The following is a 13,975-nucleotide window of genomic DNA, read 5'->3' as shown; positions in this document are numbered from 1 at the left end:
GGTGCTCCTTGAGCTGTTCGGTGGCCCCTGCCCTACCGAGGAAAGTGGCACCGGGCCCGGCCCGCTCCCCGAGCGGGTGTGAACGGGTGACCGGTGCCTCCGAACGAGCCCGGGAGCGAGGCGGCTTGACCTCGAGCAAACTTGAGGTACCAGGCTCTCCCGCATGAACACCACGACCACCGTGAACGCGACGACCACGGTGAACACCACGACCGCACCGCTCCGCGTCACCCTGCTCGTCGGCAGCAACCGCCACGGCCGCTTCGGCCCCGTCGTCGCCGACTGGCTCCTGGACCGCCTCCGGGCCCACGACGACCTGGTCCCCGAGGTGGTGGACGTCGCCGGGGCCGAGCTGCCCACGACCCTCGCCCCGACCCCGGAAGCGACCGCCGCGCTGGCGGGGATCACCCCGAAACTGGCGGACGCCGACGCGTTCGTCGTGCTGACCCCCGAGTACAACCACTCGTTCCCGGCGGGCCTGAAGAACGTCATCGACTGGCACTTCACCGAGTGGCGGGCCAAGCCCGTCGGCCTGGTCTCCTACGGCGGCCTGGCCGGTGGCCTGCGGGCCGCGGAGCACCTGCGCCAGGTCTTCGCCGAACTGCACGCCGTCACCGTCCGCGACACCGTCTCCTTCCACAACGCGGGCGCGTCCTTCGACGGCGCGGGCCGGCTCAGGGACCCGTCCGGTCCGGACGCGGCGGCCAAGACGATGCTCGACCATCTGGTGTGGTGGGGGCGGGCGCTGCGGGAGGCGAAGGAGAAGCGGCCCTACGACGGCTTCTGAGGCGCCGCGGGAACGGCATAGGAACTTCCTATGGCACCCGCTGCAATTTCGTCTTTGCCCGCCTTCGATTTCCGGATCTACCGTGTGGAGGTCATCATGCGGAGCTGAAAAGGAACAAGGCCATGACTGTTGAGGAAAACGTGTCGGAGAACAGGGAATTCGCGGGAAAGCGCGCCCTGGTCACCGGCGGAACGCGCGGAATCGGCGCGGCGATCGTCCGCCGGCTCCTGGACGCCGGTGCCGAGGTGGTCACGACCGCGAGGTCGGCGACGGGCCGGGCGCCGGAGGGGGCGGGCTTCGTGCAGGCGGACGTGCGGACCCTCGCCGGGGCGAAGGCCCTCGCCGCGGCCGCGCAGGAGCGGCTCGGCGGGGTGGACGTCCTGGTCCACAACGCGGGCGGGGCGCGGCCCCACAAGGACGGCCTGGTCATCCCCGACGAGGAGTGGCTGGACACGCTGAACCTGAACCTCCTCGCGTCGGTCCGGCTTAACTCCCTCCTGGTGCCGGGCATGCGGGAACGGCGCTCCGGAGCGATCGTGCACATCTCCACGGCCGCGGTCGCGCCCCCGGCGCCCCCGTTCCTGCACTACCAGGCGGCGAAGGCGGCGCTGGACAACTACAGCGCCGGACTGGCCGCGACGCTGGCCCCTTCCGGCATCCGGGTCAACACCGTCAGCCCCGGCCGGACCGCCACCCCCGGCGGCGAGGAGACCCGGGAGCACTGGGCGAGCCTCGACGCCGGACCGGCCGCGACGGGCACCGCCCCGCTCGGGCGCGACGGCCTGCCCGACGACATCGCCCACGCGGTGCTGTTCCTCGCGTCCGACCGGGCCGGCTGGGTGACCGGGACCAGCCTCGCCGTGGACGGCGGCGAATATCCCAGGGGTTGAAATCAGAAAGACGTGGAGCCGGGAAATCGCGCGAAAAAAGGGATTCGGGAAATGGGTAGGTACAGCAACAAGAATGCCGTGATCACGGGTGGCGGCAGTGGAATGGGTCTCGCGATGGCGGAACTCCTGGTGGCCGACGGAGCCCGCGTCGTGATCACCGGCCGTTCGCAGGCCACGCTCGACGCCGCGCTGGAGCGGCTGGGCGAGAACGCGGTGGCCGTCCGGGGCGACGTGGCCTCACTGCCGGACCTGGACGCTCTCGCCGACCGGGTGAAGACCGAACTCGGCACGGTCGACGCCCTGTTCGTCAACGCCGGGGTCGCGACCCTCACGCCGCTCGAATCGACGACCGAGGAGGCGTACGACGAGCTGTTCGCGATCAACGTCAAGGGCGCCTGGTTCACCGTGCAGAAGCTCGCCCCGCTGCTGAGCACGGGCGCCGGCGTGGTCCTCACCACCTCGGTCGCCAACGTCATCGGGTTGGCGGACACCAGCGTCTACGCGGCCGGGAAGGCGGCGCTGCGCTCGATGGCCCGCAGCTTCTCCCGTGAGCTGCTGCCCCGCGGCATCCGGGTCAACGCGGTCAGCCCGGGACCCGTCGACACGGGAGCCCTGGACGCGGTGATGACCGCCGAGGAGGCCGAGCGGTTCAAGGCGGAACGGGTCGCGGACAACCCCATGCGGCGCTTCGGCACCCCCGAGGAGATCGCCCGGGCCGCCGCCTTCCTCGCCTTCGACGCCACCTACACGACCGGCGCCGAGCTGGCCGTGGACGGCGGCGCCACCCAGCTCTGAGCGAACCGGTACCAGGTCTCCTGGCGCAGGAACTCCAGCAGCGCCGTCTCCGCGGGGCCCGCGCCGGGCCGGACCGCGGCGACGACGGGCTGGGACACGGCCGGGGACACCGGGCGCACCAGGTGCTCGTGACCGGGGGGCACCGCGGAGGCCGGGACGAACGTCACCCCGAGGCCGTGGGCGGCCCAGCGCACGGCCGTCGCGGTCTGGGAGACGCGGGCGACGGTGGTCGGGGCCAGCCCGTTCTCCCGCAGCACCTCCACCAGTACGCCGTCGAGCGCGCTGGCGGGGTCGAACCGCACCCAGGGTTCCCGCTCCAGGTCCCGCAGCGCGACCCGGTCCGCGGCGAGCTGCGGATGCCCGGCCGCCAGCACCACGACGAACTCCTCGTCGCCGAGGTGGTGGCCGTCGTACAGGCCCTCCTCGCACGGTCCGGCCATGAGGGCGAGGTCGATCACGCCCCCGCGGGCCAGCCGCTCCAGCTCGGTCGGGTTCGGCTCCTCGAAGACGGTGACCTCCAGGCGGGAGAAGCGGCGGCGCAGCGCGCTCAGGGCGCCCGGCAGCTGCCGCGTGCCCAGGCCCATCTGCACCGCGACCACCAGCTCGCCCGCCAGCTCCTCGGCACCGGCCCGTGCCGTCGCCCGCGCCCGGCGCGCCGCGTTCACCGCGATCTCCGCGTCCCGCAGGAAGGCGCGGCCGGCCACGGTGGGCACCAGACCGGTCGGGGTGCGGGAGAACAGCTCCACGCCGAGGTCCCGCTCCAGACCGCGGATCTGCTGGGACACCGAGGGCTGGGCGACGCGCAGCGTCTCGGCCGCGGCCGTCACCGAGCCCTCCTCGGCGACGGCCAGGGCGTACTCGAACTGCCTCAGGCTCATCGGCTCCCGTCCCGCCTCGCTCGTGCTCTCGCCGCAAGCGTAAGCGAGCGCGGGAAGAGCGCAGGCCGTAGGCCCTTGTCAGCCCTGTCGGCCCACGTTCACCGCGCTCCACGCCGCGCCGACCGCGGCGTACTCGGCGCTGTCGGTGCCGTACAGGTCACCGGCCGCGCTCAGGGTGGCGGCGCGGGCGCCCGCGTAGTCCGTGGACGAGGTCATGTACACCGTCAGCGCCCGGTACCAGATGTCGCCCAGCTTGTCCCGGCCGATCCCGGAGACCGTGGAGCCGTCGCAGGTCGGGGAGTCGTACGCCACGCCGCCCACGGTCCGCGCGCCGCTGCCCTCGGCCAGCAGGTAGGCGAAGTGGTTGGCGACGCCGGAGGAGTAGTGGACGTCCAGGTCGCCCAGCGAGGTGGTCCAGCAGTCGGCGGAGCTGCCGTCCCTGCTCGGCCGGTCCATGTACCGCAGGGCGTCCCGGCCGAAGCCGTCCCGGACGACCTTCTCGCCGATTCGGTAGTCCCCGGGGTCGGCGGAGTTGTCCGCGTGCCACTCGACCAGGGCGCCGAAGATGTCGGAGGTCGCCTCGTTCAGGCCGCCCGACTCGCCCGAGTACGTCAGCGCCGCCGTCTTCGACGTCACCCCGTGCGACATCTCGTGCGCGGCGACGTCCAGCGAGACCAGCGGCCCGAACGTCGTCCCGTCACCGTCGCCGTACGTCATGCAGAAGCAGCCGTCGTCCCAGAAGGCGTTGTTGTACCGGGTGCCGTAGTGCACGCGGTTGTACGAGCCCTTGCCGTCGCCCGCGATGCCGCGGCGCCCGTGGACGTCCTCGTAGTAGTCCCAGGTGGCGTCGGTGCCGTACTGCGCGTCCACCGCCGCCGAGGCGCGGTCGTCCGCCTTCCCCGTGCCCCAGTGGTTGTCGGCGTCGGTGAACGGCGTCGCGGGCGCCCGCACCAGGCAGAGGGTGAGGAGGCACAGGTCGGTCCGGTTCGCCGCGTCCCCCGTGTACGTGCCGCCGCGCGTCGCGTCCTCGAGCCGGTACGACGACCCGGACCGCGTCGTCTCCAGCGGCACCGTGCCCCCGTACAGCGACCGGCCCTCGCCGGACGCCGACTCGACGGTGTCCCAGGCGTCGATGCGGGCGCCCGTGCCCGCGTCGGTCAGCACGGTGCGCGCGACCGGGTTGCCGAGGGAGTCCAGCGCCGCCGCGTCGGTCCGCCAGGCCAGCTTCGGGGCGCCGTGCAGGGCGTCGACGACCAGCTCGGGCCTGGCGGTGAGCCTCTTCAGCAGTTCGCCCGGGTTGGCGGCGCGCAGCGCGTTCGCGGCCAGGTCGGCGGCCCTGGGCGCCGACAGCTTCGGGGTGAGGGTGGGCAGGGAGAGCGGGGTGTCCGTCGCGCGGTCGGCGCCGCGGAAGCCGCCGTCGGGGGCGAGGTGGACGACGAAGTCCCCGCCGAGGACGGGGAGGTGGCGGTAGGTGCGGTCGTAGCGGACGTGCTGGGTGCCGTCCTCGTCGACGACGACGTCGCGGACCTCGGTGTCCTGGGCGTCCGTCAGGTCCAGGGCGGCGGCGTGGTCCGACAGGGCCGCCGCCGCGTGGTCGAGGGCTGCGGCCCGGGTGGGGCGGTCGGCGGCCGCGGCACCGGGGGCGAGCGCGGCGATCAGCAGGGTCGCGGTGGTGGTGGCGGTACCGGCCAGGACGAGACGGGCACCTCTGACGTGCCGTATTCGGCTCATCGATCTCCTCGGTACGGGCGCGCCTTTCGGCGCTCGGGGGCGCTGTTGCCTGACTCGGATTCAAGATCTCGAGACATGACATGTCCATAGCGCTCCCGTGGAGATCATGGGAGGAGAGGATGACGCCGTCAGGACGTCACCGTTTCCACCCGCACCGCGCACACCTTGAACTCCGGCATCCGCGAGGTCGGGTCCAGGGCCGGGTTGGTCAGCGTGTTGGCGCGGCCCTCGCCGGGCCAGTGGAAGGGCATGAACACGGTGTCGGGGCGGATGCCGGTGGTGATGCGGGCCGGTGCCACCGCCCGCCCCCGCCGGGACACGACCGCCAGCGGGTCGCCCTCGGCCGCCCCCAGCCGCGCCGCCAGCCGCGGGTGCAGTTCGACGAACGGGCCCGGCGCGGCGGCGTTCAGCTCGGCCACCCGCCGGGTCTGCGCCCCGGACTGGTACTGCGCCACGACCCGGCCCGTGGTCAGCAGCACCGGGTACTCGTCGTCCGGTTCCTCGGCGCTCGGCCGGTGCGTCACGGGCACGAAGCGGGCCCGGCCGTCCTCGGTGGCGAAGCGGTCGAGGAACAGGCGCGGGGTGCCCGGGTGGGGCACGGCGTCGTCGCCCGCGGGCGGTGCCGGACACGGCCAGAACACGCCGTTCTCCTCCGCCAGCCGCCGGTAGCCGATCCCGGAGTAGTCCGCCGGGCCGCCCGCGCTCGCCCGCCGCAGCTCCTCGAAGACCTCCTCGGGCTCGGTCGGGAAGCCCTTCTCCACGCCGAGCCGCCCGGCCAGCCCGTGCAGCACCTCCAGGTCGCCGCGGACCCCGTCCGGCGGCGTGATCGCCCGCCGCCGCAGCAGGACCCGGCCCTCCAGGTTCGTCGTGGTCCCCGTCTCCTCGGCCCACTGCGTCACCGGCAGCACCACGTCCGCCAGTTCGGCCGTCTCGGAGAGCACCACGTCGCACACCGCGAGGAAGTCCAGCGACCGCAGCCGCCCCTCGATGTGCGCCGCGCGGGGCGCCGACACGACCGGGTTGGACCCCATCACCAGCAGCGACCTGACGTCCGTGCCCAGCGCGTCCAGCAGCTCGTAGGCGCTGCGCCCCGGCCCCGGCAGCGCGTCGGGGTCCACGCCCCACACCTCGGCGACGTGCCGCCGCGCCGCCGGGTCGGTCAGCTTGCGGTAGCCCGGCAACTGGTCGGCCTTCTGCCCGTGTTCGCGCCCGCCCTGCCCGTTGCCCTGCCCGGTCAGACAGCCGTACCCCGACAGGGGCCGCCCGGCCCGCCCGGTCGCCAGGCACAGGTTGATCCACGCGCCCACCGTGTCCGTGCCCTTGGCCTGCTGCTCGGGCCCGCGCGCGGTGAGCACCATCGCTGCCTGCGGCGCGCAGAACAGCCGCACCGCCTCCCGCAGTTCGGGGACGGACACCCCCGTGATCCGCTCCACGTGCTCCGGCCAGTGCGCCATCGCCGCCGCCCGCGCCTCCTCCCAGCCGGACGTGCGCTCCTCGACGTAGGCCTCGTCGACCCGGCCCTCGGCGACCACCAGGTGCAGCATGCCCAGCGCGAGGGCGAGGTCGGTCCCGGGCCGGGGCGCGAGGTGCAGGTCGGCCTGTTCGGCGGTCTTCGTCCGGCGCGGGTCGACGACGATCAGCGTGCCGCCGTTCTCCCGCAGTTCGGTGAAGTACCGCAGGGACGGCGGCATCGTCTCCGCCGGGTTCGACCCGACGAGGATCACGCACCCGGTCCTCGGGACGTCCTCCAGCGGGAACGGCAGCCCCCGGTCGAGCCCGAAGGCCCGCGTCCCGGCCGCCGCGGCCGACGACATGCAGAACCGCCCGTTGTAGTCGATCTGCGAGGTGCCGAGCACCACCCGGGCGAACTTGCCCAGCGCGTACGCCTTCTCGTTGGTCAGCCCGCCGCCGCCGAACACCCCGAGCGCGTCCGCGCCGTACCGCGCCCGCGTGCGCTCCAGGTTCCCGGCGATCCGGTCCAGCGCCTCGTCCCACCCGGCCGGCACCAGCGCGCCGTCCTCCGACCGCACCAGCGGCGAGGTCAGCCGCGCGCCCGGCGCGAGCACCGCCGCCGCCGTACGACCCTTGCCGCACAGCGCGCCCCGGTTCACCGGGAAGTCCGCCCGCTCGGACACCTCGACGGTCCCGCCCTCGACCGGTGTCAGATTCATCCCGCACTGAAGCGCGCAGTACGGGCAGTGTGTGGGCGTGGCGGCGCCCGGAGCGGCGGTGGTGTGCGTGCCGGTGTTCTGCATGCGGCCCAGCCTGCGGCTTGCGTGTTACGCGACCGGGCGGCGCCCTGTTACACGGCGGGGACGGCGACCTCCCCGCCGCCGCGGGGGCACGGTGAGGGACGCGTCACCCGGCGTCGGCCAGGGCCCGCGCCACCCCCGGCTCCCTGGGACCGAGGAAGTGCGGATCCGGCTCGAACACCGCGTCCAGCGCCGCCTTTCCCGCCGCGAGGACCTCCCGCGCGCCCCCGTAGTACCAGGTCACGTCGTGCTCGTCGTCGACCCCGACGCCGTACGACGCCACCCCCGCCTCCTGGCACAGGGCGACCGCCCGTCGGATGTGGAAGCCCTGGCTGATCAGCACGGCCCGGTCGACGCCGAAGATCCGCTTCGCCCGGACGCAGGAGTCCCAGGTGTCGAAGCCCGCGTAGTCGCTGACGATCCGCCCGTCGGGCACACCGTGCCGGACCAGGTAGGCGCGCATGGCGTCCGGCTCGTCGTACTCCTCGCGGCTGTTGTCCCCGGTCACCAGCACCACCTCGATCCGCCCCGCCCGGTACAGCTCCGCCGCCGCGTCCAGCCGGTGCGCGAGGTACGGCGAGGGCTCCCCGTCCCACAGCCCGGCCCCGAAGACGACCGCGACCCCGGTACGGGGCACGTCGGCGACGGTGCGCAGCCGGTCGTCCGTGACCAGGCGCAGCCATGCGGCGGGCAGCAGCGCCAGCACGCACCCGGCCACCACCGCCCGGACCAGCCGCCGCTGCCCCTTCCGGGTGCGCGGCAGGCGCGGTCTGCGAAGTCTCGGGCGGCGCATCGGACGCTCCCCTCCCCGGTCGGTCCCTGTCATCAGGGACGCCCCGCCGGGCCGTCCGGTTCACCCGGCGCCGCTCACACGAGGGGGACGGTGCGGTGTGAACCGACGGAAAATCCCCGTGACACCCACGCAACGGGAAGGCAACGTCCGGCGGCCACCCTCGGTGCATGACGGCGACGACAGTGATGAACAAGAGGAGCACAGCGGCCACCGGCGGCGCACCCGCCCTGGTCGTCGTCGCCCACGGCAGCCGCGACCCGCGCGCCCTGAGCACCGTACGGGCCCTCCTCGACCGGGTCCGCGTCCTGCGCCCCGCCCTGCCGGTGCACCTCGGACACGTCGAGCTGAACGAGCCCCTGCTGCCGGACACGCTCGCCGCCCTCGGCGACGGGGCGGCGGTCCTCGTCCCCCTCCTGCTCAGCCGCGGCCACCACGTCAAACGGGACATCCCGGAGATGGCCGCGGCATCCCCGGCCCGCACCCGCGTGGCCGCCCCGCTCGGCCCGCACCCGCTCCTGGTGGACGCCCTCCGGGCCCGCCTCACCGAGGCCGGCTGGCCCGCCCACGCGGGCCCCGACCACGCCGTCGTCCTCGCCTCGGCGGGCTCCCGGGACCCGGAGTCCCGCGCCGACACCGCCCGCACCGCGGCCGCCCTCTCCGCCCGCCTCGGCGTCCCGGTCGTCCCCGCGTACGCCTCGGCGGCGACCCCGACGGTCCCGGAGGCCGTGCGCGAGCTGACCGCCCGTGGCTACCGCAGGGTGGCCGTCGCCTCCTGCTTCACCGCCCCGGGCCGCTTCGCGACCGAGTGCACGGCAGCGGCCCCGTGGATCGCCTCCGAGCCCCTGGGCACCCACCCGGCGATGGCCCACTTGCTGCTGCACCGCTATGACCGGGCACTTGACGGAGGCGGCGAGACCAACGCGGTCAAAGGGGCGCGGGGAACTGCGCGACCAGCCACAACCGAACCCGCACTCGCCCGATAACCGCACCGGGCAGACGAGTAGGCCCCCACCTGTCACACCTTCCCCTTACTGTTCATGACATGGAAGGCACCGCACCCCCCACCCCGTACGACCCGGCGTCAGCCGCCCGTTACGCCCCCGAACCAGACAAACGCCCCGGCCGCACCGCCTTCCAGCGCGACCGCGCCCGCATCCTGCACTCCGCCGCGCTGCGCCGCCTCGCCGGGAAGACGCAGGTCGTCGCGCCGGGGGAGGGCAGCCCCGGCTGGGACGCCAGCCCCCGCACCCGCCTCACGCACTCCCTGGAGTGCGCCCAGGTCGGCCGGGAGCTGGGCGCCGCCCTCGGCTGCGACCCGGACCTCGTCGAGGCGGCCTGCCTCGCGCACGACCTGGGCCACCCGCCCTTCGGGCACAACGGCGAACAGGCCCTCAACGCCTTCGCCGAGGACTGCGGCGGCTTCGAGGGCAACGCCCAGTCGCTCAGGCTCCTCACCCGCACCGAGCCCAAGCGGTTCACCGAGGACGGCTCGGTCGGGCTCAACCTCACCCGCGCCACGCTCGACGCCGCCACCAAGTACCCCTGGCCGCGCGGCGCCCACCCCCGCGACCCCCTCTCGCCGAAGTTCGGGGTGTACGACGACGACCGGCCCGTCTTCGAGTGGCTCCGCAAGGACGCCCCGGGAGCCCGCACCTGCTTCGAGGCGCAGGTCATGGACTGGGCCGACGACGTGGCGTACTCCGTGCACGACGTCGAGGACGGCCTGCACGCCGGGCACATCGACCCCAACTGCCTGCTCGCCGACCCCGAGCGCGAGGCCGTCTTCGACGCGGCCGTCGGACGGTACGTCCCCGCCGGCACCGAGCACGCCGAACTCGCCGCCGCCCTCGACCGGCTCCTCGCCCAGGACTGGTGGCCGCACGGCTACGACGGCTCGGCGGGCGCCCAGGCGCGGCTGAAGGACGCCACCAGCCAGCTCATCGGCCGCTTCTGCCTGTCCGCCGAGGCCGCCACCCGCGCCGCGTACGGCGGCGGCCGGCTCACCCGGTACGGCGCCGAGCTGGTCGTGCCCCGCGCGACCCGCATGGAGTGCGCCGTCCTGAAGGCGGTCGCCGTCCGCTACGTCATGCAGCGCACCGAGCAGGAGCGGCTCCGCGCCGACCAGCGGATCGTCGTCGCGGAGCTGGCCGAGGCGCTGACCGCCCGGGCCCCCGACGGGCTCGACCCCCAGTTCCGCGCCCTGTTCGACGGGGCCGCCGACGACCGGGCCCGCAAACGGGTGATCGTCGACCAGATCGCCTCCCTCACCGACGCCTCGGCCCGCTCGCTTCACGCCCGCCTGACGGGGCATCCGTGAGACTGGCGGCGGGACGGGTGGGACCCGGCGGCGCCCCGATCGCCCGAAAAGCGGTACTCGAGCGGTCGGAACGCGGCAGGTCGTGGCCTGATCGGGTCGTTCCCCCTTCCCGCACCACGCCGCGTGCGGGACGCTCGCATGTGGCGGCACCCTGACGAGGAGGCAAACAAGTGGTCGACGCGGATCAGACATTCGTCATCGTCGGAGGCGGCCTGGCGGGCGCGAAGGCGGCCGAGACACTCCGCACGGAGGGCTTCACCGGCCGGGTGATCCTCGTCTGCGACGAACGCGACCACCCCTACGAGCGTCCGCCGCTGTCCAAGGGCTACCTCCTCGGCAAGGAGGAGCGCGACAGCGTCTTCGTGCACGAGCCCGCCTGGTACGCGCGGCACGACATCGAGCTGCACCTCGGCCAGACCGTCGTCGCGATCGACCGCGCCGCCAAGACCGTCCACTACGGCGACGACGGCACCCACGTCAGGTACGACAAGCTGCTCATCGCGACCGGCGCCGAGCCCCGCCGCCTGGACGTCCCCGGCACCGACCTCGCGGGCGTCCACCACCTGCGCCGCCTGGCGCACGCCGAGCGCCTCAAGGGCGTCCTCGCCTCTCTCGGCCGGGACAACGGGCACCTGGTGATCGCCGGGGCGGGCTGGATCGGCCTGGAGGTCGCGGCGGCGGCCCGCGAGTACGGGGCGGAGGTCACCGTCATCGAGCCCTCCCCGACCCCGCTGCACGGCGTCCTCGGTCCCGAGCTGGGCTCCGTCTTCGCCGAGCTGCACGAGGCGCACGGCGTCCGCTTCCGCTTCGGCGTGCGGCTGACCGAGATCGTCGGCCAGGACGGCATGGTGCTGGCCGCCCGCACCGACGACGGCGAGGAGCACCCCGCGCACGACGTGCTCGCCGCGATCGGCGCCGCCCCGCGCACCGCGCTCGCCCAGGCCGCCGGGCTTCAGATCGCCGACCCCGCCCACGGCGGCGGCATCGTCGTCGACGACCACCTGCGCACCTCCGACCCCGACGTCCACGCGGCGGGCGACGTGGCCTCCTTCCACCACGCCCTCTTCGACACCAGCCTGCGCGTGGAGCACTGGGCCAACGCCCTGAACGGCGGTCCGGCCGCCGCCCGCGCGATGCTCGGCAAGGGCCTCGCCCACGACCGCGTGCCGTACTTCTTCACCGACCAGTACGACCTGGGCATGGAGTACTCCGGCTGGGCGCCGGCCGGGTCGTACGACCAGGTGGTGATCCGCGGGGACGCGGCGAAGCGCGAGTTCATCGCCTTCTGGGTGAAGGAGGGCCGGGTGCTGGCCGGGATGAACGTCAACGTGTGGGACGTCACGGAGCCGATCCAGCAGCTGATCCGCGCGAAGACCCGGGTGGACACGGAGGCGCTGGCGAACCCGCACGTATCCCTGGAAAGCCTCGTCGCGTAGCCGTCGGCCCGGACCTGTCGGTGCCGCCCCGTAGACTTCACGCGTGGCAGGACGGATCAACGACGAGGACGTGAAGGCGGTACGGGACGCGGTCCCGATCGACGCCGTCGTCTCGGAGTACCTCCAGCTGCGCAACGCCGGCGGCGGCAATCTGAAGGGGCTGTGCCCCTTCCACGACGAGAAGTCGCCGTCCTTCCAGGTCAGTCCGAGCAAGGGGTTCTTCCACTGCTTCGGCTGCCAGGAGGGCGGCGACACCATCACGTTCGTGATGAAGATCGACCACCTCACCTTCTCGGAGGCGGTCGAGCGCCTGGCCGGCCAGGCAGGCATCACCCTGCGCTACGAGGAGGGCGGGTACAACCCCTCCCACCAGCGCGGTGAGCGCATCCGCCTGGTCGAGGCCCACAAGATCGCCGCGCAGTGGTACGCGGAGCAGCTGGCGACCGGCCCCGAGGCGGACACCGGCCGCGCCTTCCTCGCCGACCGCGGTTTCGACCAGGCCGCCGCCGAGCACTTCGGCGTCGGCTACAGCCCCCAGGGCTGGGACCACCTCACCCGCTACCTGCGCGGCAAGGGCTTCAGCGACAAGGAGCTGCTGCTCTCCGGCCTCTCCCAGGAGGGCCGCCGCGGCCCCATCGACCGCTTCCGCGGCCGCCTGATGTGGCCGATCCGCGACATCGGCGGCGACGTCGTCGGCTTCGGCGCCCGCAAGCTCTACGAGTCGGACAACGGCCCGAAGTACCTGAACACCCCCGACACCGCGATCTACCGGAAGTCCCAGGTCCTCTACGGCATCGACCTCGCCAAGAAGGACATCGCGAAGGCGTCCCGCGCGGTCGTCGTCGAGGGCTACACCGACGTCATGGCCTGCCACCTCGCCGGTGTGACGACGGCCATCGCGACCTGCGGCACGGCCTTCGGCGGCGACCACATCAAGATCCTGCGCCGCCTCCTGATGGACAACGGCTCGGCCCGCGTCATCTTCACCTTCGACGGCGACGCGGCCGGTCAGAAGGCGGCCCTGCGCGCCTTCGAGGACGACCAGAAGTTCGCCGCCGAGACCTACATCGCCATCGCCCCCGACGGCATGGACCCCTGCGACCTGCGCCTGGCCAAGGGCGACGACGCCGTCGCCGACCTGGTCGAGCCGCGCACCCCGCTCTTCGAGTTCGCCCTGCGCCAGATCGTCTCCCGCTACGACCTGGACACCCCGGCAGGCCGCGCCTCCGCCCTGGACGAGGCCGCCCCCGTCGTCGCCCGGATCAAGAACAGCGGCGCCCAGCACGAGGTCGCCGTGCAGCTCGCCGGGATGCTCGGCATCCTCGACACCCAGTTCGTCGTCAAGCGGATCGCCCAGCTGGCCCGCTGGGCCCGCGACCGCGGCGGCAAGGGCCCGGCCCCCGACCAGCGGCAGCGCGGCGGCGCCCCGCAGCAGGCGGGACCCATGACGGCGACGCCCCGGGGCCCCGCCCTCAACCTCCGCAACCCGGTCTTCGCCACTGAGCGCGAGCTGCTCAAGCTCGCCCTCCAGCGCCCCGAGTTGGTCTCCCCGGCCTTCGACGCGTACGGCGTCGACGAGTTCACCGCCCCGCCCTACGCCGCCGTACGCGAGGCGATCATGGAGGCGGGCGGCGCCGAGTTCGGCGTCCAGGACCCGCAGGACTACCTGGTCCGGGTCCGTGAGGCCGCCCCCGACGACGCGGTCCGCGCCATGGTCACCGAACTCGCGGTCGAGGCGATCATGCTGCACCGCGGCGTGAAGGGCGTCGACGAGATCTACGCGGGCGCCCAGCTCGTCACGGTCCGCCGCCGAGCCGTCGAGCGCCGCATCCGCGACATCACCGGCCGCCTCACCCGCCTCTCCGGCCACGGAGACCCCGCCGAACTGGCCGCCGTGCAGAACGAGCTGTGGATCCTCCAGCAGTACGACCAAAACCTCCGCGAACACGGCGCCGCCGCGCTCTAGGCCCGGCCCCGGAACACCCGCGGGTAACCCTTCAGTCACGGCCCGGACGCAAAAAGTCACCGCACGCCCCTCGTGGCGGCGATGTGTCGTACCCCACACTGGGGGCGGTGCCCGAGGGCACGCGTGCGAG

Annotated in this window: 11 protein-coding genes; 7 read left to right on the top strand and 4 right to left on the bottom strand. The window is 73.8% G+C overall.

Annotated features, from left to right (window positions below; all coding sequences use genetic code 11):
• The first annotated feature begins 163 nt into the window (after positions 1 to 163).
• The 3 genes from ACGH52_RS12920 to ACGH52_RS12910 all read left to right on the top strand — a co-directional run bounded on the left by ACGH52_RS12920 (position 164) and on the right by ACGH52_RS12910 (position 2,472).
• Positions 164 to 787 (top strand): NADPH-dependent FMN reductase, encoded by a 624-nt coding sequence (locus ACGH52_RS12920; RefSeq protein WP_399939192.1) that lies wholly within the window; start codon positions 164 to 166, stop codon positions 785 to 787.
• Positions 788 to 909: 122 nt separating this feature from the next.
• The gene (locus ACGH52_RS12915; protein ID WP_399939189.1) at positions 910 to 1,677 is read left to right on the top strand and encodes an SDR family oxidoreductase; all 768 of its coding nucleotides are present in this window, start codon (positions 910 to 912) and stop codon (positions 1,675 to 1,677) included.
• 51 nt (positions 1,678 to 1,728) lie between these two features.
• Positions 1,729 to 2,472: an SDR family oxidoreductase gene (locus tag ACGH52_RS12910; protein ID WP_076974216.1), complete on the top strand. Its 744-nt coding sequence runs from the start codon at positions 1,729 to 1,731 to the stop codon at positions 2,470 to 2,472.
• Here ACGH52_RS12910 and ACGH52_RS12905 read toward each other — a convergent pair.
• The 4 genes from ACGH52_RS12905 to ACGH52_RS12890 form a co-directional block, all read right to left on the bottom strand.
• Complete coding sequence (locus ACGH52_RS12905; RefSeq protein ID WP_399939186.1) at positions 2,421 to 3,350, bottom strand: LysR family transcriptional regulator; 930 nt, start codon at positions 3,348 to 3,350, stop codon at positions 2,421 to 2,423. The two genes, ACGH52_RS12910 and ACGH52_RS12905, sit on opposite strands and share 52 nt — an antisense overlap.
• A 78-nt stretch (positions 3,351 to 3,428) precedes the next feature.
• Positions 3,429 to 5,081, bottom strand: a complete 1,653-nt coding sequence (locus ACGH52_RS12900; RefSeq protein WP_399939183.1) for a M4 family metallopeptidase — start codon at positions 5,079 to 5,081, stop codon at positions 3,429 to 3,431.
• Between the two features lie 128 nt (positions 5,082 to 5,209).
• Entirely contained in the window at positions 5,210 to 7,336 is a 2,127-nt protein-coding gene (locus ACGH52_RS12895; RefSeq protein WP_076974213.1) for a molybdopterin oxidoreductase family protein, read from the bottom strand.
• Between the two features lie 103 nt (positions 7,337 to 7,439).
• Entirely contained in the window at positions 7,440 to 8,126 is a 687-nt protein-coding gene (locus tag ACGH52_RS12890; protein ID WP_210975619.1) for a vancomycin high temperature exclusion protein, read from the bottom strand.
• A 167-nt stretch (positions 8,127 to 8,293) separates the two neighbouring features.
• Between ACGH52_RS12890 and ACGH52_RS12885 the strand changes: the two genes are divergently transcribed.
• The 4 genes from ACGH52_RS12885 (at position 8,294) to dnaG (ending at position 13,845) form a co-directional block, all read left to right on the top strand.
• The gene (locus tag ACGH52_RS12885; RefSeq protein ID WP_193777921.1) at positions 8,294 to 9,109 is read left to right on the top strand and encodes a sirohydrochlorin chelatase; all 816 of its coding nucleotides are present in this window, start codon (positions 8,294 to 8,296) and stop codon (positions 9,107 to 9,109) included.
• Positions 9,110 to 9,168: 59 nt separating this feature from the next.
• Positions 9,169 to 10,443, top strand: a complete 1,275-nt coding sequence (locus ACGH52_RS12880; RefSeq protein WP_399939178.1) for a deoxyguanosinetriphosphate triphosphohydrolase — start codon at positions 9,169 to 9,171, stop codon at positions 10,441 to 10,443.
• Positions 10,444 to 10,613: 170 nt separating this feature from the next.
• Positions 10,614 to 11,879 (top strand): NAD(P)/FAD-dependent oxidoreductase, encoded by a 1,266-nt coding sequence (locus tag ACGH52_RS12875; protein WP_121704668.1) that lies wholly within the window; start codon positions 10,614 to 10,616, stop codon positions 11,877 to 11,879.
• Between the two features lie 43 nt (positions 11,880 to 11,922).
• Positions 11,923 to 13,845 carry a DNA primase gene (gene dnaG, locus ACGH52_RS12870; RefSeq protein ID WP_076974209.1) on the top strand — a complete coding sequence of 641 codons (1,923 nt, stop codon included), beginning with the start codon at positions 11,923 to 11,925 and terminating at the stop codon, positions 13,843 to 13,845.
• The last annotated feature ends 130 nt before the right edge of the window (positions 13,846 to 13,975 follow it).

It is taken from the genome of Streptomyces sp. BBFR25 (assembly GCF_044590125.1).
Classification (GTDB): domain Bacteria; phylum Actinomycetota; class Actinomycetes; order Streptomycetales; family Streptomycetaceae; genus Streptomyces; species Streptomyces canus_D.
Note: the sequence above shows the minus strand (reverse complement) of the source record. Positions and strands in the feature narration are given on the sequence as shown.